Genomic DNA, 24,008 nt, shown 5'->3' with positions numbered 1-24,008 from the left:
ACGGGAAGCCGCGCGGGGCTTGCCTGGGCGGCAAGACCCGCGGTGCGAACGAGCATCTTACGCGGGTGCGCAGGCGCTGTCGAAAAGCGCCTGCAGGTGCAGGGGCAGGGCGAACAAGGCCGGATGGAGCGCGGCGTGGTAGCAGCGCAGCTTGCGCTCGAGCTTCCAGGCGCGCAGCCGCTCGTCGAGCCGCGCGGCATCGGCGCCGCGCACGTCGAGGGTGTCGCTGGCCAGCGCGATGGCCCATTGCGCGCCGTAGACGGGGATGAAGGTGGTGATGGGGTGGACTTGCGCAAAGCACTGGCGCAAGCGCGCGGCGAGCACGCGGACCGACTCGGGGCGGTGTTCCGGCGGGCCAAGGTGCAGGGACAGCGCGCCGCCGGGCGCCAGGCAGCGCCGGGCGGTTTGCAGGCCGTGGTTGGAGAAGAGCGCCGCCGCCGGGCTGCCGTCGTCGGCCTCGGTCAGATCGAAGACGATCAGGTCGAACTGCCGCCCCGCGCGGCCAAAGGCTTCCATCAAGCCCAGCGCGTCGCCAATGGCGAGGTGCACGCGTGGATCCTCGAAGGCGCCCTGGTGGATGCCGTCCAGCCAGGCCCGGGCCAGCGTCACGACATCGGGGTCGAGTTCGGCCACCACCACCTCGCGCATGAAGGGCAGGCGCAGCAATTCATGCGCCGAACCGCCGTCGCCGCCACCCACCACCAGCGCGGAGCGTGCCGCGCCATGGGCCACGGCCATGGGGTGCACCATCAGCTCATGCTGGATGAAGGCGTCTGCTTCCGCGCTCATGATGCGGCCATCGAGGCGGAAGATCCGGCCAAAGCGGGGATGCTCGCCAATCTCGATTTGCTGGTACGGCGAGCGCATTGCCGCGAGCAGCCGAATCTGGCCCAAGGTGGTGCCAACGCCCGGGGAAAGCCATTCGGTCCATTGCAGATGGCCGCCAGGCGGGGCCGCCGGGTGGCCTAACGCCCCCCTTTGATCTGGTAAAATTGCGCTTTTCCCGCCGCCAGGTTCCCGCCGCATGTCTCACCTCGCTCATCCCGCCGCCAGTCCGCACGCTTCGCAGCCCGTCCAACTTATGGCCAACGCCATCCGCGTCCTGGCCATGGACGCCGTCCAGCAGGCCAATTCAGGCCACCCCGGCATGCCGATGGGCATGGCGGATATTGCGGTTGCGCTGTGGGGCCGTCATCTGAAGCATAACCCGAGCAACCCCAAGTGGGCTGACCGCGACCGCTTCGTGCTGTCCAACGGCCACGGCTCGATGCTGCTTTACGCACTGCTGCACCTGACCGGCTACGACCTGCCCCTGGCCGAACTGAAGAACTTCCGCCAGATGCACAGCAAGACGGCAGGCCACCCGGAATATGGCATCACCCCGGGCGTGGAAACCACCACCGGCCCGCTGGGCCAAGGCCTGACCAATGCGGTCGGCATGGCGCTGGCTGAACGCCTGCTGGGCGAGGAATTCAACCGCCCGGGCTTCGACATCGTCAACCACCACACCTATGTGTTCCTGGGTGACGGCTGCCTGATGGAAGGCATCAGCCACGAGGCCTGCTCGCTGGCCGGCACGCTCAAGCTGAACAAGCTGGTCGCGCTCTGGGACGACAACGGCATCTCGATCGACGGCGACGTGGTGCACTGGTTCGCCGACGACACCCCGAAGCGTTTCGAAGCCTACGGCTGGAATGTGATCCGCGCGGTGGACGGCCATGACGCCGCCGCCGTCGATGCCGCCATCGCCGAAGCCAAGCACAGCGACCGTCCGACCCTGATCTGCTGCCGTACCCTGATCGGCAAGGGCGCGCCCAACAAGGAAGGCGGCCACGATGTGCATGGCGCGCCGCTTGGCGGCGCCGAAATCCTGGCCACGCGCGAGGCGCTGGGCTGGGCACACGCCCCGTTCGAGCTCCCGGCCGAAGTCTATACGGCATGGGATGCCAAGGCCCGCGGCGGTTCGCTGGAGAAGGCCTGGAACGCGCTGTTCGAGGCTTATGCAGAGCGCTTCCCGTACGAAGCCGGCGAATTCCAGCGCCGCATGCGTGGCGAGCTGCCCGGCGCGTTTGACGCTGCCGTGGACGCTTTCCTGGCCAAGTGCGAGGAAAAGGCGGAAACCATCGCTACCCGCAAGGCCAGCCAGAACACCATCGAGGCGCTCGCGCCGGTGCTGCCGGAATTCCTGGGTGGCTCGGCCGACCTGACCGGCTCCAACCTGACCAACTGGTCCGGCAGCAAGGCCGTGCGCGGCGATGCCTGGGGCAACCACATCAACTACGGCGTGCGCGAGTTCGGCATGAGCGCCATCATGAACGGCATCACGCTGCATGGTGGCTACATCCCCTACGGCGGCACCTTCCTGACCTTCTCCGACTACAGCCGCAATGCCCTGCGCATGGCGGCGCTGATGAAGATCCGCACGCTGTTCGTGTTCACCCACGACTCCATCGGCCTGGGCGAAGACGGCCCGACCCACCAGTCGATCGAACACGTCGCCAGCCTGCGCCTGATCCCCAACATGGACGTGTGGCGTACCGCCGACACGACCGAAACCGCGGTGGCCTGGGCCCAGGCCGTGCGCCGTGAGAACGGCCCGAGCTGCCTGATTTTCAGCCGCCAGAACCTGCCGTTCCAGCAGCGTGACGACACCACCCGCGCCAATATCGCGCGGGGCGGCTATGTGCTGCGCGCCGGCAACAATCCCAAGACCGGCCGTCCGGATGCCGTGATCATCGCCACCGGCTCGGAAGTCGGCCTGGCCGTGGGCGCCGCAGAGCAACTGGCTGCTGACGGCGTGCACGTGCGCGTGGTCTCTGTGCCGGCAACCACGGTGTTCGACAAGCAGGACGCCGCCTACAAGGCATCGGTGCTGCCGGCCGGCGTGCCGCGCGTGGCGGTCGAGGCAGGCGTGACGGACTTCTGGTGGAAGTACCAGGTCCAGGCCGTGGTGGGCATTGACACCTTCGGCGAATCGGCTCCCGCTGGCGTATTGTTCAAGCACTTCGGCTTCACGGTCGAGAACGTCGTGCGCACCGTGCGCGACACGCTCGGTCAGTAACAGGTATTCGCGGGCCCGCGCAGCGGTCGACTCGGCCGCGCGGGCCGGCAGACGCTTTCCCGCATCCATCGATCGTTAGCCTACTCAGGAGATAAACATGACCATCAAGATCGGCATCAACGGCTTCGGCCGCATCGGGCGCATGGTGTTCCGCGCAGCCGCAGCCAACTTCAAGGAAATCGAAGTCGTCGGCATCAACGACCTGCTCGAACCGGACTACCTGGCTTACATGCTGAAGTACGACTCGGTGCACGGCCGCTTTGACGGCGAAGTGTCGGTCGACGGCAACACCCTGATCGTCAATGGCAAGAAAATCCGCCTGACCGCCGTCAAGGATCCGTCCGAGCTGAAGTGGGGCGAGATCGGCGCCGACGTGGTGATCGAATCCACCGGCATCTTCCTGACCAAGGAAGGCGCGCAGAAGCACATCGACGCGGGCGCCAAGAAGGTGATCATGTCGGCACCGTCCAAGGATGACACCCCGATGTTCGTGTACGGCGTGAACCATGGCACGTACAAGGGCGAGGCGATCATCTCCAACGCCAGCTGCACCACCAACTGCCTGGCGCCGGTCGCCAAGGTGCTGAACGACAAGTGGGGCATCAAGCGCGGCCTGATGACCACCGTGCATGCCACCACCGCCACGCAAAAGACCGTCGATGGCCCGTCCAACAAGGACTGGCGCGGTGGCCGCGGCATCCTGGAAAACATCATCCCGTCGAGCACTGGCGCTGCCAAGGCCGTGGGCGTGGTGATTCCCGAGCTGAACAAGAAGCTGACCGGCATGTCGTTCCGCGTGCCGACCTCCGACGTGTCGGTGGTCGACCTGACCGTCGAGCTGGAAAAGGGTGCTACCTACGCCGAGATCTGCGCCGAAATGAAGGCACAGAGCCAGGGCGCGCTCAAGGGCGTGCTGGGCTACACCGAAGACAAGGTGGTTGCTACGGATTTCCGCGGCGATGCACGCACCTCGATCTTCGACGCCGAAGCCGGCATCGCGCTGGACTCGACCTTCGTCAAGATCGTGAGCTGGTACGACAACGAGTGGGGCTATTCCAACAAGGTGCTGGAAATGGCGCGCGTGGTCGCCAAGTAAGTTTGCCGGGATAGGTTGGTTTGCGCACGGAACAAGGCGGCATTCCCCGGGATGCCGCCTTGTCGTCTGCTTGCAACTCCAGCTATCGGAAAACCCAGGCGGGTCCTTTTGCCAGGTTCCTGGCAAAAGGACGAAGGCCGGCACGGTGCAAGGGCTGGCGCGGAATTCCTGTTCCGTTCCCTACTTTGCTCTTACACTGTGAAAGTGCTGGAAACACCGATGTGCAGCCAATGCAAGTGACGATACGGTCATTCCCAATTCCCAATCCAACCTGGGTGAGATCATGGTGAATGTGGATACCAAGCTGCTCGTGATTTTTACCGAGCTGCTCAGCAAGCGAAACGCGACCTATGTCGCGGAAAAAATGCATATGACCGCACCTGCGGTTTCGCATTCGCTGGGCCGTCTTCGCGAGATTTTCGACGATCCCCTCTTCATCCGCGTGCCGCACGGCCTGACGCCGACGCCGCGAGCCTTGGAACTCGGGCCGAAGATTCGCGACATGCTGGACCTGTGGTCCTCGATCAACGAGGGCGACGCCGATAATTTCGACCCCGCTACCGCCACCGGCACCCTCAACATCGGCTTTGCCGCCGAGCTGGGCGATACGGTCTTCAACCGCTTTATCCTGCGCATCAAGCAACTGGCGCCGGAGTTGCATATCAAGCTGGTCGAATCCCATTCCTGGGAGTCGGATGTGGCCGCCATGCGTGGCAACGAGCTGGACCTGGCGTTCTCGCCATTCCCGACCCGGCATCCCGAAATCGTGGAAGAGATGGTGACTTCGCTCAACCTCTGGGTTTGCGCGCGTAAAAACCATCCGGTGCTCAAGGGCACCTGCACGCTCGAGCAGTATCTCGACTGCGGCCACATCTTCATGGCGCATTCCGGCGGCAATGGCCGCCCGGCACCGTCGCTGATCCCGCTGGACTACGCGTTGCAGCAGCGCGGGCTAAAGCGCAATGCCACGCTGACGGTGCATTCCTGGCGCGCGCAGTCGGAGCTGGCCGCACAGACCGACATGATTTTCACGGTCAATGCGCTGACCAAGGACATGGCTTGCGAGACCTACGGCCTCAAGGCCTTCCCCTTGCCGGCAGAACTCAACACCACGCTGGGCCTGAATATGTTTTGGCACCGCAGCCGCAACACGCACCCGATGCTGGTGTGGGCACGCGGGCTGTTCCGCCAGGTCGTGGGCGAATTCGTCGGCGTGCCGGCGGTTGCGCGCGGCCTGCACATCGTTGCCGAGCAGGATCATACGGAATCGTGAAGCAGGCTTGAAATAAAAAAACCGGCGCTGGCGCCGGTTTTTTTATGTTCGCGCGGCAGTCCCGCCGCAGGTCTAGCGCTTGGGCCGGTGGGGGCACTCGTGCTTCGTGCAGCTGCCATAGAGCGACAATGCGTGTTCTTGCAGCGCGAAGCCGCGCTCGGTTGCGATGCTTTGCTGGCGACGCTCGATCTCGGAGTCGTAGAATTCTTCCACGCGGCCGCAATCGATGCAGACCAGGTGGTCGTGATGCTTGCCTTCATTGAGCTCGAAAATGGCTTTGCCGGATTCGAAGTTGTTGCGCGACAGCAGTCCCGCCTGCTCGAACTGGGTCAGCACGCGATAGACGGTTGCAAGGCCGATATCCATTTGTTCGTTGAGCAGGATGCGGTAAACATCTTCGGCGCTGAGGTGGCGCTGCTCGCTGGTCTGGAAGATCTCGAGGATCTTCAGACGCGGTACGGTCGCTTTGAGACCGATATTTTTGAGGTCCGCCGGACTCGGCATGGGCGTGACTCCCTAGAGTACAATGTCTGGATAGTTGAATCATAAGGGTTTTGGCGGCAAAAGTCGCCCCGGCGGTTGCCCGGGGCTCGGTCACCTGCCCTAGGCTGCGCTCGCGATGATCCATCGCCGCTGCCGCCTCACGGCAAGCGCCGCGAGGGCCTGAATCGGCACTTTTCTCTCCCTTCTAGAAGCGAGATACATGCGTTCATTTCGTTCGTCCGCCATGCGTCCGACGCTGGTTACTACTGTGCTGGCTGCAGCTACCCTGCTGACGGCTGCGTGCTCCACCTATGACAATACGTCGCGCAAGGTCGCCAACGCGATCACGCCGTACCGTATCAACATCGTGCAAGGCAACTTTGTCTCGCGTGAAGCCGCCGCCCAATTGCGCGAAGGCATGACGCGCGAGCAGGTCAAGTTCCTGCTCGGCACGCCGCTGCTGGCCGATGTGTTCCACGGCAATCGCTGGGACTACGTGTTCTCGTTCCGCCGCGGCAATACGCCGGTGGTGCAGCAGCGCCGCTATACCGTGTTCTTCGATGGCGACAAGCTGGTCAAGTTCGGTGGCGACGAGCTGCCGTCCGAATACGAGCTGATTGCCGAAATCGACGGCATGAAGGCCATGCAGGCGGGCAAGGCACCGACGCCCAAGGCACCGGCGGAAACCGTTGCCGCGGCTTCGGATGCGGCTGCAGCCCCGGCCGCAGCCCCGGCCGCAGCCCCGGACGCAGCTCCCGCTGCGGCGCCTGCGGTGGCAGCTCCGGCTGCCGCCGCCTCGTCCGCCGCGGCCGGTGGCCCGACCAGCCCGACCAACTGAGCCTTCAGGCCCGAACGCCGGCCGCGTCACGCGGCCGGCTTGTATTTTGACTGCTGACACGCCATGAATATCGCCATCGCAGGTGCCTCCGGCCGCATGGGCCGTATGTTGATCGAACACGTACTCGCCACCGAAGGCGTCACCCTGTCGGGCGCACTGGATGTGCCGGGTGCTCCGGCGCTGGGCCAGGATGCCGGGCTGCTGCTGGGCCGCGCCACGGGCGTGGCGATCACCTCGGATATCGACGCTGCCCTCGCTGGTGCTGACTGCCTGATCGACTTTACCCGGCCCGAGGGCACACTCGTGCACCTGGCAGCGGCAAGGCGCCTGGGCGTCAAGGTCGTCACCGGCACCACCGGGTTTGACGACGCCGGCCGCGCCGCCATCGCCGAAGCCGCCAAGCACATTGGCGTGGTGTTCTCCGCCAATATGAGCGTGGGCGTCAATGCCACGTTCAAGCTGCTGGAAGTCGCCGCCAAGCTGCTGTCTTCCGGCTACGACATCGAAGTCATCGAGGCGCACCACCGCCATAAGGTGGATGCCCCGTCGGGCACCGCGCTGGCGATGGGCGAGGTGGTGGCCAAGGCATTGGGCCGCGATCTGAAGACCTGCGGCGTGTTTGCCCGCGAAGGCCACACCGGCCCGCGCGACCCCAATTCCATCGGCTTTGCCACCGTGCGCGGCGGCGATATCGTGGGCGACCACACCGTGATGTTCGCCGGCACCGGCGAGCGCATCGAGATCACGCACAAGTCGTCCAGCCGCCAGTCGTATGCCGAGGGTGCGCTACGCGCGGCGCGCTTCCTCGCCGACAAGCCCACCGGGCTGTTCGACATGCAGGACGTGCTTGGCCTGAAGTAAGGCCTGCGGCACGCCCTGCGCCGCAAGTGCCGACGGTTATAATCGGCACTTTCGCCGTTCCAGCGCAGGCGGGCGCCGCAACGCTTGCCCGCCGCTTATCTTTTCCACGCTTTTCGCACGCCGACGCACCGCGCCGTTGTCCTGAACATGCAAGACAAATACCTTCCCTCAGCCGTTGAACAAGCCGCCCAGCAACACTGGCAAGCCATCGATGCCTATCGCGTATCGGAAGAGGCGAAGCTGGCCGACGGCAGCGAGAAGCCGAAGTTCTATGCCTGCTCGATGCTGCCTTACCCGTCGGGCAAGCTGCATATGGGCCACGTGCGCAACTACACCATCAACGACATGATGGCGCGCCATCTGCGCATGAACGGGCACAACGTGCTGATGCCGATGGGCTGGGACGCGTTCGGCATGCCGGCGGAAAACGCCGCGCTCAACAATGGCGTGGCGCCGGCGGTCTGGACCTACAACAACATCGCTGAAATGAAGCGGCAGATGCAGTCGATGGGCCTGGCCATCGACTGGTCGCGCGAAGTCGCCACCTGCAGCCCGGACTACTACCGCTGGAACCAGTGGCTGTTCCTGAAGATGCTGGAAAAGGGCATCGCCTACCGCAAGACTGGCACGGTGAACTGGGATCCGGTTGACCAGACCGTGCTGGCCAACGAGCAGGTCATCGACGGGCGCGGCTGGCGCTCGGGCGCGCTGGTTGAAAAGCGCGAGATCCCGATGTACTACCTGCGCATCACCGATTACGCCGAGGAACTGCTCGGCGACCTGGACGGCCTGGGCTGGCCCGAGCGCGTCAAGATCATGCAGCAGAACTGGATCGGCAAGAGCGTGGGCGTGCGCTTCGCGTTCCCGCATGCCATCGCCGGTGACGACGGCAAGCTGATCGGCGACGGCAAGCTCTATGTGTTCACCACGCGCGCCGACACCATCATGGGCGTGACCTTCTGCGCGGTCGCCGCCGAGCACCCGCTGGCCACCCATGCCGCCGCGACCAATCCTGAACTGGCTGCCTTCATCAACGAGTGCAAGCACGGCTCGGTGATGGAAGCCGACATGGCGACCATGGAAAAGAAGGGCATGCCCACCGGCCTGAAGGTGACGCACCCCCTTACCGGCGAGCAGGTCGAGGTGTGGGTTGGCAACTACGTGCTGATGAGCTACGGCGACGGCGCTGTGATGGGCGTGCCCGCGCACGACGAGCGCGACTTTGCCTTTGCCAACAAGTACGGCCTGCCGATCAAGCAAGTGGTCGACGTGGTTGACGCCAAAAAGGGCCAGCCGTTCTCCACCGAAGCCTGGCAGGAGTGGTACGGCGACAAGGAGCACGGCACCTGCATCCATAGCGGCAAGTACGACGGCCTGGACTACAAGGCTGCGGTAGAAGCCATCGCAGCCGATCTCGGTGCCAAGGGCCTGGGCGAGAAGAAGATCACCTGGCGCCTGCGCGACTGGGGCATCTCGCGCCAGCGCTACTGGGGCACGCCGATCCCGCTGATCCATTGCGACGACTGCGGCGTGGTGCCGGTGCCGGAACAGGACTTGCCGGTGGTGCTGCCGGAAGACCTGGTGCCGGATGGCACCGGCAACCCGCTGGCCAAGGATCCGCGTTTCCTCGCGTGCACCTGCCCGTCGTGCGGCAAGCCGGCGCGCCGCGAGACCGACACCATGGATACCTTCATCGATTCGTGCTGGTATTACATGCGCTATACCTGCCCGGATGCGGCGACCATGGTCGATGCGCGCAACGACTACTGGATGCCGATGGACCAGTATATCGGCGGCATCGAGCACGCGATCCTTCACCTGCTGTACGCCCGCTTCTGGACCAAGGTCATGCGCGACATGGGCCTGGTCACGTTCAACGAGCCGTTCTCCAACCTGCTCACGCAGGGCATGGTGCTCAACGATACCTACTACCGCGAGGACGCGGCGGGCAAGAAGACCTGGTTCAACCCGGCCGAAGTCGAAGTCAGCACCGATGAGCGCGGCCGCCCGTTGGGCGCCGTGCTCACGGCGGATGGCCAGCCGGTGGTGATCGGCGGCGTGGAGAAGATGTCGAAGTCCAAGAACAACGGCATTGACCCGCAGGCCCTGATCGACCAGTACGGCGCCGACACCGCGCGCCTGTTCGTGATGTTCGCCGCGCCGCCCGAGCAGCAGCTCGAGTGGAGCGGCTCGGGCGTGGAGGGCGCTTCGCGCTTCCTGCGCCGGGTGTGGAACTACGGCTATGCCAACGCCGAGGCGATTGCGGCGGCGGGCAATGCCGTGCCTTCCGGCGACGCCGACGCAGCGCTGCGCCGCGAGATCCACAGCGTGCTCAAGCAGGCCAACTACGACTATCAGCGCATCCAGTACAACACCGTGGTGTCCGCCACCATGAAGATGCTCAACGCGCTGGAAGACGCCAAGCAGGCCACGCCCGCCGCGCGCCGCGAGGGCCTGGGCATCCTGCTGCGCGTGCTGTATCCGGTGGTGCCGCACGTCACCCACGGGCTGTGGCAAGAGCTCGGCTACGCCACGCAGTACGGCGATCTGCTCGACGCAGCCTGGCCGCAGGTGGACGAATCCGCGCTGGTGCAAAGCGAGCTGGACCTCGTGCTGCAGATCAATGGCAAGGTGCGCGGCAGCCTGAAGGTGCCGGCCGACGCCGACCGCGCCGCCATCGAGGCCATGGCTGCCGCCAGCGAGATCGTTGCCAAGTTTGCTGACGGCGCCGCGCCGAAGAAGATCGTGGTGGTCCCGGGCCGCCTCGTTAACGTGGTTCTTTAACGTGGCGCTGTAACCAGCGCTGAGAGAAGCCAACAAGGGAGCTGCCCACATGGATGGACAGAAGCTGGATCGACCGCTGCAGGGCCGCCGCAAGGTCCTGGCCACGCTGCTGCTGGCCGGCCTGCTGGGCGGCTGCGGGTTTCACATGCGCGGCAACGCGGACTTCGCATTCAAGCGGCTGTATGTGAGCATTCCGCCCAATACGCTGATGGGTTCCGATTTGCGCCGCGCCATCCGCAACGGGTCGGACACGCAGATCGTGACCGACCCGAAAGAGGCGGATGCCCTGCTCGATGTGCTGCAGGACACGCGTACCAAGACAGTGCTGTCGATTACCACCACCGGCGTGGTGCGCGAGTACCGCCTGACGCAGCGCTTCACCTTCCGCCTGCGTGACGCCGGCGGCCAGGAGCTGATCGCGCCGTCGCAACTGGTGCTAACACGCGACCTGACCTACAACGAAGCCAACACGCTGGCCAAGGATTACGAAGAGCAGCAGCTCTATCGCGACATGCAGCGCGACATCGTGCAGCAGCTGATTCGCCGGCTGAGCGCGGTCAAGGCCATCTGAGCGGCGCGCGAAGCGCCGGCCAGACAAGCCCAATACGGCAAGGACAGAGGAAAGAAGCGCACGGCATGCAGCTCAAGCTCGATGGACTCGAAGCGCACCTGCGCCAGGCCAAGGGACGCGGCCTGGCTCCGCTCTACGTGGTGCATGGCGATGAGCACCTGCTGGTGCTCGAGGCGGTCGACCGCCTGCGCCAGGCTGCGCGCGAGGCCGGCTTCACGGAGCGCGAGGTGCTGTCCTCCGAGCGCGGCTTCAACTGGGGCCACCTGGTCCAGGCGCAGCAATCGATGTCGCTGTTCGGTGACCGCAAGATCGTCGAGCTGCGGATTCCCTCCGGCAAGCCCGGCAAGGACGGCGGCGAGGCGCTGCGCGCGGTGGCTGCCCAGCCCTCGCCGGACGTGGTCATGTTCATCACGCTGCCGCGGCTGGACTTCGCCACGGCCAAGTCGGCCTGGTTCCAGGCGCTGGACGCCGCCGGCGTGTCGATCAAGGTTGATTCCGTCGACCGCACCCGGCTGCCGGCCTGGGTCGGCGAGCGGCTGGCGCTGCAGCAGCAGCGGGTCGAGCCGGGTGAACCGGGGCGGCGCGCGCTGCAGTTCATCGCCGACAAGGTCGAAGGCAACCTGCTGGCCGCTCACCAGGAAATCCAGAAGCTCGGGCTGCTGTATCCGGCTGGTCCGCTGACCTTCGAGCAGGTGCACGATGCGGTGCTCAACGTGGCTCGCTACGACGTCTTCAAGCTCTCCGAAGCCATGCTCAGCGGCGACGTGCCCCGCCTGGTGCGCATGCTCGAAGGGCTGCGCGGGGAGGGCGAGGCCACGGTACTGGTGCTGTGGGCGCTGACCGAGGAAATTCGCGTATTATCCAAAGTCCGGCAAGGGCTGGCGGCAGGCAAGCAGATCGGTGTCCTGACGCGTGAACTGCGTATCTGGGGCCCGCGCGAAAAGCTGGTGCCGCAGGCCGCGCAGCGCCTCTCGCTGGCGCAGCTGGAAGCCGCGCTGGGCATGGCCGCCAAGCTGGACCGGCAGGTCAAGGGCCTGCGCGCCGAAGGCATGCCGGCCGAGCCCTGGGATGGCCTGCTGCAGCTGGCGCTGACCATCGCCCGGTAAGCCCGCAGGCCGGTATTCGGTAGCGCGGTTATTGGAGATCACTGCCAGTGACCCGCATAGCCAGCCGTTGCCGACAAAAAAGACAAGCTAAACCAAGCATTGAGGGCCGGGTCCCCTGGCCAGGAATATGAACGAGCTCGATCTCAAGCAGTACATGGACCGCGTCGGCCAGCAGGCCCGCGCCGCCTCCCGCGCCATGGCGCGCGCCTCCACCGCGGACAAGAACCGCGCGCTGCTGACCATCGCCGCCGCCATCCGCCGCGACGCCGCGCACCTCAAGGCCGTGAACGCCGGCGACGTGGCGCGTGCCCGCGCCAACGGCCAGGACGCCGCATTCATCGACCGCCTGACGCTCTCGGACAAGGCCATCGACACCATGGCCGCCGGCCTGGAACAGATCGCCGCGCTGGCGGACCCGATCGGCGAGATCAGCAACATGAAATTCCGTCCCACCGGCATCCAGGTGGGCCAGATGCGGGTGCCGCTGGGCGTCATCGGCATCATCTACGAGTCGCGTCCCAACGTGACCATCGACGCAGCCGCGCTGTGCCTGAAGTCGGGCAACGCCACCATCCTGCGCGGCGGCTCCGAGGCGATCGATTCCAATACCGCGCTGGCCGCGCTGGTGGCCGAGGGCCTGGCCGCCGCCGGCCTGCCGCCCGAAGCGGTGCAGGTGATCTCGACCACCGACCGCGCCGCGGTTGGCCGCCTCGTCACCATGACCGAATACGTCGACGTGATCGTGCCGCGCGGCGGCAAGAGCCTGATCGCGCGCCTGATGGCGGAAGCGCGGGTGCCCATGATCAAGCACCTGGATGGCATCTGCCACGTCTATATCGATGTCGACGCGGACCTGGACAAGGCAGTGCGCGTTGCCGACAACGCCAAGACCCAGCGCTACGCGCCCTGCAACACCATGGAAACGCTGCTGGTCGCGCGCGATGTCGCCGCCGCGGCGCTGCCGCCGCTGTGCCGCATCTACCAGGAAAAGGGCGTGGAGCTGCGCGTGTGCGCCGCCACCCGCGCCACGCTGCAAGCCGCCGGTTTCACCGGCCTGGTCGACGCCACCGAAGAAGACTGGCGGCTCGAGTACCTGGCGCCGGTGCTGGCGATCCGCACCGTGGCCGGGCTGGACGAGGCCATCGAGCACATCAATACCTACGGCTCGGCGCACACCGATTCCATCATCACCGAGAACTACACCACCGGCATGCGCTTCCTGCGCGAGGTGGACTCGGCCAGCGTGATGATCAATGCGTCGACGCGCTTTGCCGATGGCTTCGAGTACGGCCTGGGCGCCGAGATCGGCATCTCCAACGACAAGCTGCACGCGCGCGGCCCGGTCGGCCTGGAAGGCCTGACCTCGCTGAAGTACGTGGTGTTCGGCCACGGCGAGATCCGTACCTGAGCGGGCCGGCGGCACGCGTAGCGTGCCGCTTCCCGTTGCGCATTCCCACCGTTTCACTGTTCCCATGCGTTCCCATGGGAACCCAACCAGAAAGAAGACCAGATGCTCTGGGTTAAAGCGCTGCACATCGTTTTCGTTGTTTCCTGGTTCGCTGGCCTGTTCTACCTGCCTCGCATCTTCGTCAACCTCGCCATGGAGCGCGAGCCGGCGAGCGTGCAGCGCCTGCTGCTGATGGCGCGCAAGCTCTACCGCTTCATGACCATGCTGGCGGTGCCGGCGCTGGTGTTCGGGCTGTGGCTGTATATCGGCTACGGGATCGGGCGCGGCCCTGGGCAGGGCTGGATGCATGCCAAGCTGGCGCTGGTGCTGGTGCTGATCGGCTATCACCATGGCTGCGGCGTGCTGCTCAAGAAGTTCGAGGGCGGGCGCAATACACGATCGCACACCTTCTATCGCTGGTTCAACGAGTTGCCGGTGCTGGTGCTGCTGGCGGTGGTGATCCTGGTGGTGGTCAAGCCGTTCTGACGCGCGTTGGCAGGCGGCCGCGCGCATCGCCTGCGCGGGCCGCCGGGTTTGGGTTTTTTCTCGTATCGTATTTCCTTCGTTTCACGCAGCATCGCCGCATTCACCGCGCGGTTGTCTCGCCCCACTCCGTCCAGAGGACATGATGAGCAAGCAGGTCGACTACTACCTCACCCCGCAATCGCCTTTCGTCTACCTTGGCCACGAACGCTTCACCGCGATTGCAGCCAAGCATGGCGTGCAAGTCAATCTCAAGCCCTGCGACCTGGGCCGCGTGTTCTCCGTTTCGGGGGGCTTGCCGCTGGCGCAGCGTCCGCCGCAGCGCCAGGCTTACCGCCTGGTCGAGCTGGCCCGCTGGAGCGAGTTTCTTGGCGTGCCGCTGAACCCGCAGCCAACCTTTTTCCCGGTCTCCGGCGACGCCGCCAGCAAGCTGGTCATCGCCGTGCAGCTGGCCCATGGCACCGCCCGAGCGATGGAGCTGATCGGCGCCATTGGCCGCGCCCTGTGGGCCGAGCAACGCAATATCGCTGACGCCGCCACGCTGGCGCAGCTGGCCGACAGCATCGGCCTGGAAGGCGCGGCGCTGCTCAAGGCGAGCGACGCGCAGGCTGTCCAGGCCGCCTATACCCAGCACACCCAGGACGCGGTTTCCGTCGGCGCGTTCGGCGCGCCGTGGTACGTCTATGACGGCCAGCCTTTCTGGGGCCAGGACCGCCTGGACTTCCTCGATCGCGCCCTCGCGGCGGGCTGAAGCCCCGGAGCGCGGTACACTGCGCGCTATCCGACCCCGTCCGCTACGGCGGACGTTTTTGTTTGCAGGAATTCCCAAGCCATGTCCCAAGCCTTTTTTGCCTCCTGCCCGCGCGGCCTCGAGAGCGCACTTGCCGAAGAGTTGCACGAGATCGCAGCCCGGCCCGGCCTGGCCAGGCTCGCCCCCATCCAGGTCCATCGAGAAATGCCCGGTGGCGTCACTTTCTCGGGCGAGATGGCCGCGGCCTACGCCGTCAACCTGCACTCGCGCATTGCCAGCCGGGTGCTGATGCGGGTCGCCAACCGCGGCTACCGCCGCGAAGACGACATCTATGACCTGGTGCGCGCCCAGCGCTGGGATCATTGGTTCACGCCGGATGAGACGCTCCGGGTGGACGTCACGTCGCATCGCTCGCCGCTGCAGAGCCTGAACTTTATCGCCCTGCGTATCAAGGACGGCGTTTGCGACGCCATGCGCGAGCGCTCGGGCGAGCGGCCCAGCGTCGATACCGTGAATCCGGATGTGCGCATTTATGCTCACCTGACCGAGCACGATTGCACGCTCTATCTCGACACCTCGGGCGATCCGCTGTTCAAGCGGGGCTGGCGCCTGGAGAAGGGTGAGGCGCCGCTGAAGGAAAACCTGGCCGCCGGCATCCTGCGCCTGGCCGGGTGGGTGCCAGGCCAGACCGAGCGCCCGTTCTACGATCCGATGTGCGGCAGCGGCACCTTCCTGGTGGAAGCGGCCCAGGTGGCCCTTGGCCTGGCTCCTGGCGCGAACCGCAGCTTTGGCTTCGAGCGCCTGAAGGGTGCCGACAACAAGACGTGGAATGCGCTGAAGGCGGCTGCGCGGGATGACGAGGAGGCCGCGCGCAAGCGCGTCGCGTCCGAGCCCCTGGAACTCGCCGGCAGCGATATTTCCACCGACCTGCTGTCGATGTCGCAAGCCAACTGGGAACGCGCGGGCTTGCCCGGCGAAGTGCGGTTGAAGCAAGTGGATGCGCGCTTTGCGCAGCCGCCGTTCGCGGCACCCGGCCTGATGCTGATGAACCCGCCGTATGGCGAGCGGATTGCCGTGCGGGGAGAACGCCGGCGGCCGATGGACGAAGCACCGGTCGACGAGATCGATGACGAGGCCGCCAATCAGTTCGCCAGCGCCTTCGCCACCACGCTCAAGCAGCATTTCGCGGGCTGGCAGGCATGGGTGTTCACTGGCGACCTGACGCTGCCGCGCCGCTTGCGGCTCAAGGAGTCGCGCCGCACGCCGCTGTACAACGGCAATATCGAGTGCCGGCTGTTCCGTTTCGACATGGTGCGAGGCGGCAACCGCAACGCCCCCGCGCAGCCTTCGGCCTGATGCGGCGCGCGCAGGAGAGGCTCGCTCTCCTGCGCGCTGTGGCTTAGCGCGCTGCGCGCCCGGTGACCCGCTCGGGGTGACGGGCAAAATCGTCCAGGAAGCCCTGGAAGCTGACCACCGGCTCCTGCAGCAAATGGCGCGGCAGGTCGAACAGCGCGTAGAAATAATCCTCACGCCCTTCGCAGCGCTCGGCCGGCAGGCAATATTGCTCCCAGTCGATGCAGGCCGGCGTGTACATGCCGTTGCCCGGCCAGAAGAAAGGCACGATGCGGCCTTCGCGCAGTCCCTCGATCAGGGCCGCCGGCGCATCGTAAGCTTCCGCGGATTCCACCTGGTTGATCAGGCCGGCGCGTGTCTCGATCACCATCAGCGTGGCCTGGCCCTGCGCCGTCAGCATCAGGATGCCGGCCGGGTTGGGGTAGAGGTAGTACTCGACAAAGCCGTAACGCGCGGTGACCTGGCGCACCCGCTCGCAGATCGCCGGGTCCGACAGGAAGGAAAACGAGTGGCGCGTCAGCAGGTCGCGCAGCGTGCGCGACAGGGTGGCGAAATACTGCTGCTGGAGTGCGTCGATCTCCTGGTCCAGCCGCTCGACCATGTTGCTGTCATGCTTCTTCACGTAGCGGTCGATCAGCCCGTGGTTGAAGCCCTGCACGGCAATGCCTTCGTCGGCGGTGCCGGTCAGCAGGATGGTCTTGCACGGCAGGTCCTGCAGGGCCTGGCAGAACTCCAGCCCGTTCATCTGCGGCATCGAGTAATCGACCACGATCACGCCCGGCTGCACAAAGCGGTTGTAGTCGTGGATTTGCCGGTAGATGCGGTCGATATCGAGCTGCACGGTGCGCCGCTCGGTCAGGAAGGTCAGGTCGTCGTGCGTGACCCGCACGGGAAGGAAGCCGGTCGAGCGCGTGGTGTAGGTCTCGCGGATCCATTGCAGGGCTTCGCGGGGGTCGGTGAATGTCACCACCGGGCGCGACGGATCCATCTGGAACGCCAGGCTGTCGATGAACGATTTACTGTCGTCGACGAGCACCGTGAGAATCGGGTGATGGAAGACCGACAGATTCCTGTCCTGGGGGTTGAATGTCATGTTGCGTTCGGCTCCGGTGTCGGCAGACACTTCGGGCGGGTGGTTTGGCGCGGCTGGAGATCCGGCGCGGCAAGGCCAGCGGACGGATCGGTTCGGAGCGGCCCACCGCGCTGGACTACACCTGGCCCGTTTTGGATGACCGGCGCGTGCCATGGCCGGTGACCGGAAACCAGTATAGCGTGCTCGCGCTTGCGCGCAACCGGACCCCGGCAAGATGGAAAAAAGCGCGACAGTGTCGCGCTCTTCGTGGCGGCGGATACGGGCGCATGCCCGTTTCTGGTGCTTGAGGCGTGCTTACTCGATTGCCTTGCCCATGTCTTCCACCACCTTCTTGGCATCGCCGAACACCATCATGGTCTTGTCCATGTAGAACAGCTCGTTGTCCAGGCCCGCGTAGCCAGCGGCCATCGAGCGCTTGTTCACGATGATGGTCTTGGCCTTGTAGGCTTCCAGGATCGGCATGCCGGCAATCGGCGAGGCGGGATCGGTCTTGGCGGCGGGGTTCACTACGTCGTTGGCGCCCAGCACCAGTACCACGTCCGCCTGGCCGAACTCGCTGTTGATGTCCTCCATTTCGAAGACCTGGTCGTAAGGCACTTCGGCCTCGGCCAGCAGCACGTTCATGTGGCCCGGCATGCGGCCCGCCACCGGGTGGATGGCGTACTTCACCGTCACGCCTTTCTCGACCAGCTTCTCCGTCAGTTCCTTGAGCGCATGCTGCGCGCGCGCCACCGCCAGGCCGTAGCCCGGGACGATGATCACGGTCTCGGCATTGCCCATCAGGAAGGCCGCGTCGTCGGCCGAGCCGGACTTCACGTTGCGCTGCGCCTGGCCGCCGGCAGCGGCTGCCGCGGGCGCGCCACCAAAGCCGCCGAGCAGCACGTTGAAGAACGAGCGGTTCATGGCGCGGCACATGATGTACGAGAGGATGGCGCCGGAGGACCCCACCAGCGAGCCGGCAATGATCAGCATCGGGTTGTTCAGCGAGAAGCCGATGCCCGCCGCGGCCCAGCCCGAGTACGAGTTCAGCATCGACACCACCACCGGCATGTCGGCGCCGCCGATCGGGATGATGATCAGCACGCCCAGCACGAAGGCGATCGCCAGCATCAGCAGGAAGGGCAGCCAGTCCTGCGACAGGCAGAAGATGATGCCGAAGCCGATCATGGCCACCGCCAGCAGCAGGTTCAGCAAGTGCTGCCCGGCAAAGGACACCGGCGCGCCCTGGAACAGGCGGAACTTGTACTTGCCCGACAGCTTGCCGAAGGCGATCACCGAACCGGAGAAGGTGATGGCGCCGACAAAGCAGCCGATGAACAGCTCGATGCGGTTGCCAAACGGGATATCGTGCGAGCCCGGCGGCGTGATGCTGAATGCCGACGGCTCGGCCACCACGGCCACCGCGATGCAGACCGCGGCCATACCGATCAGCGAGTGCATGGCGGCCACCAGCTCGGGCATCTTGGTCATCTCGACCTTTCTTGCCACGTAGGCGCCGATGCCGCCGCCAACCACCAGCGCACCGAAGATCAGCGCCATGCCTTCGCTGACCGACGACTGGCCCGCGCCGATGGCCAGGAACTCGCTTTTGAGCTTGGCGATCAGCACCAGCGTGGTCACCGCGGCAATGGCCATGCCGATCATGCCGAAGGCATTGCCGCGCCGCGCGGAGCTGGGATGGGACAGGCCCTTGAGCGCCTGGATGAAGCAGACCGAGGCGAGCAGGTAGAGCAGGGTGACGAGGTTCATGCTCACTTGGCGCCCTCCTCATGACCCTTGCCGGCCTTGGCCTTAGGTTCCTTCTTCTTGAACATCTCCAGCATGCGCTGTGTCACCAGGAAGCCGCCGAACACGTTGACCGCGGCGAGCGCGACCGCCAGCGTGCCCATGGTGCGGCCCACGGGGCCCTCGGTCAGGCCGGCAGCCAGCATGGCGCCGACGATGATGATGGCCGAGATCGCATTGGTCACGGCCATCAGCGGGGTGTGCAGGGCGGGCGTCACCGTCCAGACCACGTGGTAGCCCACGTAGATCGCTAGCACGAAGATGATCAGGTTGATCACCGTGTGGTTCACCATTTCCATCGACTTCTCCTCCGTTGCTTGAATGCCTTGCTGCGCGGTTGTCCCGTGTTCTTTTGCCTGGCCAGGCGCCTGTGAGCGCCTACTGCATCGATGCCCCGCCTGGTGCCGCGTTGTCGTCTGTCGCTTAGGTACCGTCACCCCAGGGGTGACGGTACGGCTGAATCCGAAAATCGCACGCCGGATGCAGGCACCGCACCGGCGTTGGCTCCCGGCGCGATGTCCTCATTTGCTTACACCTTCTTGATTTCCTTGATGGCGTTGTTGTCGTCCACCAGGATGATCTTCGGCTTGTAGGTGGCGATCTCTTCATCGCTCATCGGCGCGTAGGTGCAGATGATGAGATGGTCGCCCAGGTGCGCGCGCCGTGCGGCCGCGCCGTTGAGCGAGATCTCGCCGCTGCCGCGCACGCCCTTGATGATGTAGGTGGAGAAGCGCTCGCCATTGTTGACGTTGTATAGCTCGATTTTCTCGAACTCCTTCATGTCGGCCGCTTCGAGCAGATTCTCGTCGATGCCGCATGACCCCTCATAGTTGAGGTCCGCCTGTGTCACGGTGACACGATGGAGCTTGGCGCGGAGCATGATGCGTTGCATGGGTGATACGTCCTTGGTTGATGCTGGATGAGCTTGTAGGGTAGCCCCTGGGGTTGAGTCCTGATGGGCCACTTGGAATGGTTCCGGGGCCCGGGTATCGGCCAGCCCGGCCAGCCGCACCGGCAGTACTGCCCGATAGCGGCAGGCGCGCTACCCTGCACCTGGCCGGAACCGCCTGGCGCCATTCTAAAGCGACCGGGCCGCGGCGGGCCCGCTGCCGCTTCAGGACGCGCCGCGGACCACCTGGCCATCCTTGCACATCAGGCAGGCGGCGACGATATCGTCCTCCAGGTTCAGCGTGAACTGGCCTTCCTTGTCGATGACGAGCTTGAGGAAGTCGAGCACGTTGCGCGCATAAAGCGCCGACGCGTCGGCTGCCACCATGCTGGCCAGGTTGGTGTGCCCGATCAGCGTGACGCCGTGGCGTTCCACCACTTCGTCAGCCACCGTCAGCGGGCAGTTGCCGCCCTGCGCCGCGGCGAGGTCGACCACCACCGAGCCCGGCTTCATCGCCTGCACGGTTTCTTCCTTGAGCAGCACCGGCGCCTGGCGGCCCGGGATCAGCGCGGTAGTGATGACGATGTCGGCGGCCTTGGCGCGCTCGTGCACCAGTTCGGCCTGGCGCCGCATCCAGTCGGGCGGCATGGGGCGGGCATAGCCGCCCACGCCCTGCGCGATCTCGCGCTCTTCGTCGGTGACGAAGGGCACATCGAGGAATTTGGCGCCCAGCGATTCGATCTGTTCCTTGACGGCGGGGCGCACGTCGGAGGCTTCGATGACCGCGCCCAGCCGCTTGGCGGTGGCGATGGCCTGCAGGCCCGCCACGCCGGCGCCGAGAATCAGCACGCGGGCCGCCTTGACGGTGCCGGCGGCGGTCATCAGCATGGGCATGAAACGCTGGTAATGATGCGCGGCGACCAGCACGGCCTTGTAGCCGGCGATATTGGCCTGGGAAGAGAGCACGTCCATGCTCTGCGCGCGCGTGGTGCGCGGCGCGGCTTCCAGCGCGAAGGCGGTCAGCGTGGCGCCCGCCATGCGCGCGTTGTTCTCTGCGTCGAAGGGATTGAGCATGCCGACCAGCACGGCGCCCGGCTTCATCAGCGCGAGCTCGGCATCGACGGGGGCGCGGACCTTCAGCACCAACTGCGCGCCGAAGGCTTGCGCCGCGGTGCCAATGGTGGCGCCGACGGCCTCATACGCCGAGTCCGGCACGCTGGCGCGTACGCCGGCTCCCGACTGGACGATGACCTGATGGCCCTGGGTCACGTACTTCTTGACCGTCTCCGGGGTGGCGGCGACACGAGTCTCACCTGCCCGCGTCTCCTGCGGGATGCCGATGTGCATCGTCAATTTCTCCTTTTGCTGGCGTCTTTGAGGCGCTGTCAAAATGATTCCGGCGCTGGCACGCGAGCTTGTCGTACGACTGCCACGACATGGCAACGCGCCTGGCCAGAACCGCTTCGGCTCATTCTGACAATGCCACTGATCTGCTAGGCGGGCGGACGTCTTTGGCCCTTTTGTGTCTGCCCTTTGTGTCTGCCATGCGTCCGGCCAGGCCGAACGCAGCGCACAATTTTTTCGCAGCTTACAGGAATCTGACGATATGTGGTGACCGGCCGGTCGGCTTTTGCGCAACCGCATCACCCCCTCGCGGGACCTGCCGGTTCATCCCAGGGTATGCCGGGACGTTCCCTTTACGATTTTTACGCCATCCCTTGGCGGGCCGGTATTTTCTTGACACCTATTTTAGGCGCGTGCCCGTACTGTTCCGGTCGCGCCGCGGCCACTGTCATCCTGACGCTCGCCGTGGCTTCAGTCGTCGCTGCATGCGTGACTGTCCACCGATCGAAGTTCTTCCAATTGCCAAGTTATCCATGACTGCTCTTCGCTTCAACGTTTCGCACGCCTGTCTCGCTACCCTGTCCTGCGCCACGCTTCTCGCCACGCCGGCCGCCTTCGCACAGGGCGCGCCCGATGCAGCCGCAGCAGCCGACGCGTCGCCGCACACCTTCACGGCCAACGTCACGCTGGCCAGCGAGTATCGCTACCGGGGCCTGATGCAGTCCAACCGTCGCCCGGCGATCCAGGGCGGGTTCGACTACACGCATTCGAGCGGCTTCTACGTGGGCAACTGGAACTCCAGCATCAGCTGGCTTGGCGATAGCAACGCCAAGGTGTCGGCGCCGATCGAGATGGATTTCTACGGCGGCTTCAAGAACACCGTCACGCTGGGCGGGCTCGAATGGAACTACGACGTGGGCGTGCTGGAATACTACTATCCCGGCGACTATCCGGCCGGCTACACACGCCCGTACACGACGGAGCTGTACGGCGGCATCGGCTACGGCCCGGTGTTCCTGAAATACTCGCACGCAGTGACCAACCTGTTCGGCTTCAACGACAGCAAGAACAGCTACTACGTAGACCTGTCGGCCAATGTGCCGCTGAACGTCTGGGACCTGACGCTCAATGCGCACGTCGGCTACCAGAAGGTGAGGAATGTCACGGACGCCTCGTACACGGACTGGAAGCTGGGGTTGACCAAGGATCTGGGCAAAGGCTTTGCGCTGGCGATCGCTTATATCGACACCAATGCCAACAAGTCGGTCTACACCAATGTGCCTGGCCGTTATATCGGCAAGGCAGCCGCCTTCGCGTCGCTTACCAAGACGTTCTGAGCATGCCGCGCCATCTTGATGACATTTTGATGGCGGCGGCGGCGATTACTGCATCAACTTGAGGCGGCCATGCTTAGCATGGTTGCATCTTCAACAGACGACCCGCCCAGCGCGGGTCCCGCTCAAATGCGACAGTCGAGCCTTGCCGTGGCCTTTGCTTGCGTGCCACGCCGCCGTCTTACCCGCACCGAATCCCGCACCGCGCGCCTTGACGCATCTGGCATCGAAGCCGCGCAGGCCGTCGCGCCCGCGCTTGGCGTGGACACCGCGCACAGCTGGATCCGCCTGCGCCTGGCGGTGGCGTCGAGCCAGGTCTTCGCACTGCGCCAGTCGCTGCACCGCGCGATCGGCCAACTGGCGCGCATCTACGTGGTCGAGGTGGACCACCGCCATGGCGAGACCACGCTGCATGTGGAAGTCGAGCGCGGCGGCCGCGACGCTGCCATGCATGCCATCATGATGGCCCTGCCGGCCGCCGAGTTCGGCGTCACCACGATGCTAGGACAAGACCATGCCGCGCACTGAGATGATGGCGGGCTTGCGCGAAGACAGCCGCGCGACGTTGTGGCTGCCGCTGGTGACACCGATGCAGGGCGGCGAGCTGGACCTGGCCTGCGCGCAGCGGCTGGCCGCGCACTATGTGGCCAGCGGCGTGGATGGGCTGGTCATCCTGGGCACGACCGGGGAGGGCGGCTTGCTCACGCGGGATGAGCGGCTGATGTTTACCGCCGCGGTGCTGGAGGCGGTGGACGGTGCGCTGCCGGTGCTGGCTGGCGTTGGCGGCGTGGATACCCGCGTGGTTTGCGAGCAGGTGCGCCAGCTCGACCGCTTCGACCTGGCGGGCTACCTGGTGCCGCCGCCGTACTACCTGCGGCCCGGCGATGAGGGCATTGCCTGGCATGTCGAACGCGTGGCGGATGCCACCTGGCGCCCGCTGATGCTCTACAACGTGCCCAAGCGCACTGGCTGCAACATGTCACCGGCATTGGTGCAGCGGCTGGCCGCGCATCCGCGCGTCGTCGCGGTCAAGGAGTGCGACGCGACCGGGCTTCGCGCCCTGGCCGGCAACGACCGGCTCGCAGTTTTTTGCGGCGAGGACGCTGCCATGCTGGACCACCTGCTAGCGGGTGGCGACGGCGTGGTGCCGGCTTGCGCGCACATCCGCCCGGATCTGTTCGTGCGGCTGCTGCAACGGGTGGCGCAGGGCCGTGTTGCCGAAGCGCGTGCGCTGTTCGCGAGCCTTTCGCCATTGATCTCTCTGCTGTTTTCCGAGCCCAATCCGGCCCCGGTCAAGACCGCGCTGGCATTGTGCGGGCTGGCAGGTTCCGAGGTCAGGCGGCCACTGGCGCCGGCCAGCCGCGCGCTGCGCGAACGGCTGGACCAGGTGATCGCTTCGCTGCCGGCGGTGGAGGACGTGGAGCGCACTTTGCTGCCGGCCTAGCGCTGGCGCGGG

Annotated in this window: 22 protein-coding genes; 15 read left to right on the top strand and 7 right to left on the bottom strand. The window is 65.5% G+C overall.

The window, feature by feature from the left end:
* Positions 1-57 precede the first annotated feature (57 nt).
* Positions 58-894 carry a spermine/spermidine synthase domain-containing protein gene (locus F7R26_RS17505; protein ID WP_170301866.1) on the bottom strand — a complete coding sequence of 279 codons (837 nt, stop codon included), beginning with the start codon at positions 892-894 and terminating at the stop codon, positions 58-60.
* Between the two features lie 130 nt (positions 895-1,024).
* Here F7R26_RS17505 and tkt point away from each other — a divergent pair, with 130 nt between their 5' ends.
* The 3 genes from tkt to F7R26_RS17490 all read left to right on the top strand — a co-directional run bounded on the left by tkt (position 1,025) and on the right by F7R26_RS17490 (position 5,430).
* Positions 1,025-3,061 (top strand): transketolase, encoded by a 2,037-nt coding sequence (gene tkt, locus F7R26_RS17500; protein ID WP_193692086.1) that lies wholly within the window; start codon positions 1,025-1,027, stop codon positions 3,059-3,061.
* A 97-nt stretch (positions 3,062-3,158) separates the two neighbouring features.
* Positions 3,159-4,157 carry a type I glyceraldehyde-3-phosphate dehydrogenase gene (gene gap / locus F7R26_RS17495; protein ID WP_043349563.1) on the top strand — a complete coding sequence of 333 codons (999 nt, stop codon included), beginning with the start codon at positions 3,159-3,161 and terminating at the stop codon, positions 4,155-4,157.
* A gap of 283 nt (positions 4,158-4,440) precedes the next feature.
* Positions 4,441-5,430, top strand: a complete 990-nt coding sequence (locus F7R26_RS17490) for a LysR family transcriptional regulator (RefSeq protein WP_150985932.1) — start codon at positions 4,441-4,443, stop codon at positions 5,428-5,430.
* A 72-nt stretch (positions 5,431-5,502) separates the two neighbouring features.
* Here the strand turns inward: F7R26_RS17490 and fur are convergent, their stop codons facing one another.
* Positions 5,503-5,934, bottom strand: coding sequence for a ferric iron uptake transcriptional regulator (gene fur / locus F7R26_RS17485; protein ID WP_043349559.1), 432 nt, complete (start codon positions 5,932-5,934; stop codon positions 5,503-5,505).
* 199 nt (positions 5,935-6,133) lie between these two features.
* Here fur and F7R26_RS17480 point away from each other — a divergent pair, with 199 nt between their 5' ends.
* The 9 genes from F7R26_RS17480 to F7R26_RS17440 all read left to right on the top strand — a co-directional run bounded on the left by F7R26_RS17480 (position 6,134) and on the right by F7R26_RS17440 (position 16,110).
* Complete coding sequence (locus tag F7R26_RS17480; protein WP_150985933.1) at positions 6,134-6,751, top strand: outer membrane protein assembly factor BamE; 618 nt, start codon at positions 6,134-6,136, stop codon at positions 6,749-6,751.
* 63 nt (positions 6,752-6,814) lie between these two features.
* Positions 6,815-7,612 (top strand): 4-hydroxy-tetrahydrodipicolinate reductase, encoded by a 798-nt coding sequence (gene dapB, locus F7R26_RS17475; protein WP_150985934.1) that lies wholly within the window; start codon positions 6,815-6,817, stop codon positions 7,610-7,612.
* Between the two features lie 147 nt (positions 7,613-7,759).
* The gene (gene leuS, locus F7R26_RS17470) at positions 7,760-10,396 is read left to right on the top strand and encodes a leucine--tRNA ligase (RefSeq protein ID WP_150985935.1); all 2,637 of its coding nucleotides are present in this window, start codon (positions 7,760-7,762) and stop codon (positions 10,394-10,396) included.
* A 49-nt stretch (positions 10,397-10,445) separates the two neighbouring features.
* Positions 10,446-10,967: an LPS-assembly lipoprotein LptE gene (locus F7R26_RS17465; RefSeq protein WP_052494686.1), complete on the top strand. Its 522-nt coding sequence runs from the start codon at positions 10,446-10,448 to the stop codon at positions 10,965-10,967.
* Positions 10,968-11,032: 65 nt separating this feature from the next.
* Positions 11,033-12,073 (top strand): DNA polymerase III subunit delta, encoded by a 1,041-nt coding sequence (gene holA / locus F7R26_RS17460; RefSeq protein ID WP_150985936.1) that lies wholly within the window; start codon positions 11,033-11,035, stop codon positions 12,071-12,073.
* Positions 12,074-12,200: 127 nt separating this feature from the next.
* Positions 12,201-13,481, top strand: a complete 1,281-nt coding sequence (locus F7R26_RS17455; RefSeq protein WP_150985937.1) for a glutamate-5-semialdehyde dehydrogenase — start codon at positions 12,201-12,203, stop codon at positions 13,479-13,481.
* A gap of 102 nt (positions 13,482-13,583) precedes the next feature.
* Entirely contained in the window at positions 13,584-14,006 is a 423-nt protein-coding gene (locus tag F7R26_RS17450) for a CopD family protein (protein WP_150985938.1), read from the top strand.
* 142 nt (positions 14,007-14,148) lie between these two features.
* Positions 14,149-14,754, top strand: coding sequence for a 2-hydroxychromene-2-carboxylate isomerase (locus F7R26_RS17445; RefSeq protein WP_150986057.1), 606 nt, complete (start codon positions 14,149-14,151; stop codon positions 14,752-14,754).
* Between the two features lie 81 nt (positions 14,755-14,835).
* The gene (locus F7R26_RS17440; protein WP_150985939.1) at positions 14,836-16,110 is read left to right on the top strand and encodes a THUMP domain-containing class I SAM-dependent RNA methyltransferase; all 1,275 of its coding nucleotides are present in this window, start codon (positions 14,836-14,838) and stop codon (positions 16,108-16,110) included.
* A gap of 43 nt (positions 16,111-16,153) precedes the next feature.
* Here the strand turns inward: F7R26_RS17440 and F7R26_RS17435 are convergent, their stop codons facing one another.
* The 5 genes from F7R26_RS17435 to F7R26_RS17415 all read right to left on the bottom strand — a co-directional run bounded on the left by F7R26_RS17435 (position 16,154) and on the right by F7R26_RS17415 (position 21,221).
* Positions 16,154-17,200, bottom strand: a complete 1,047-nt coding sequence (locus F7R26_RS17435; protein ID WP_043349537.1) for a response regulator — start codon at positions 17,198-17,200, stop codon at positions 16,154-16,156.
* Positions 17,201-17,494: 294 nt separating this feature from the next.
* Positions 17,495-18,949, bottom strand: coding sequence for an NAD(P)(+) transhydrogenase (Re/Si-specific) subunit beta (locus F7R26_RS17430; protein ID WP_150985940.1), 1,455 nt, complete (start codon positions 18,947-18,949; stop codon positions 17,495-17,497).
* A 2-nt stretch (positions 18,950-18,951) separates the two neighbouring features.
* Positions 18,952-19,284 (bottom strand): NAD(P) transhydrogenase subunit alpha part 2, encoded by a 333-nt coding sequence (locus F7R26_RS17425; protein WP_045240719.1) that lies wholly within the window; start codon positions 19,282-19,284, stop codon positions 18,952-18,954.
* A 230-nt stretch (positions 19,285-19,514) separates the two neighbouring features.
* Positions 19,515-19,877: an aspartate 1-decarboxylase gene (panD, locus tag F7R26_RS17420; RefSeq protein WP_006157598.1), complete on the bottom strand. Its 363-nt coding sequence runs from the start codon at positions 19,875-19,877 to the stop codon at positions 19,515-19,517.
* Positions 19,878-20,099: 222 nt separating this feature from the next.
* Positions 20,100-21,221 carry a Re/Si-specific NAD(P)(+) transhydrogenase subunit alpha gene (locus F7R26_RS17415; protein ID WP_150985941.1) on the bottom strand — a complete coding sequence of 374 codons (1,122 nt, stop codon included), beginning with the start codon at positions 21,219-21,221 and terminating at the stop codon, positions 20,100-20,102.
* Between the two features lie 530 nt (positions 21,222-21,751).
* On the opposite strand from F7R26_RS17415, the gene F7R26_RS17410 reads away from it, so the two are divergent.
* The 3 genes from F7R26_RS17410 (at position 21,752) to dapA (ending at position 23,996) form a co-directional block, all read left to right on the top strand.
* Positions 21,752-22,555, top strand: coding sequence for a TorF family putative porin (locus F7R26_RS17410; protein WP_150985942.1), 804 nt, complete (start codon positions 21,752-21,754; stop codon positions 22,553-22,555).
* A 126-nt stretch (positions 22,556-22,681) separates the two neighbouring features.
* Positions 22,682-23,080: a hypothetical protein gene (locus F7R26_RS17405; RefSeq protein ID WP_150985943.1), complete on the top strand. Its 399-nt coding sequence runs from the start codon at positions 22,682-22,684 to the stop codon at positions 23,078-23,080.
* Positions 23,067-23,996 (top strand): 4-hydroxy-tetrahydrodipicolinate synthase, encoded by a 930-nt coding sequence (dapA, locus tag F7R26_RS17400; RefSeq protein WP_150985944.1) that lies wholly within the window; start codon positions 23,067-23,069, stop codon positions 23,994-23,996. The genes F7R26_RS17405 and dapA overlap by 14 nt, the downstream gene beginning before the upstream one ends.
* Positions 23,997-24,008: the final 12 nt, after the last annotated feature.

Origin of the sequence: Cupriavidus basilensis, assembly GCF_008801925.2 — a bacterium.
In the GTDB taxonomy this organism is placed as follows: Bacteria; Pseudomonadota; Gammaproteobacteria; order Burkholderiales; family Burkholderiaceae; genus Cupriavidus; species Cupriavidus basilensis.
Note: the sequence above shows the minus strand (reverse complement) of the source record. Positions and strands in the feature narration are given on the sequence as shown.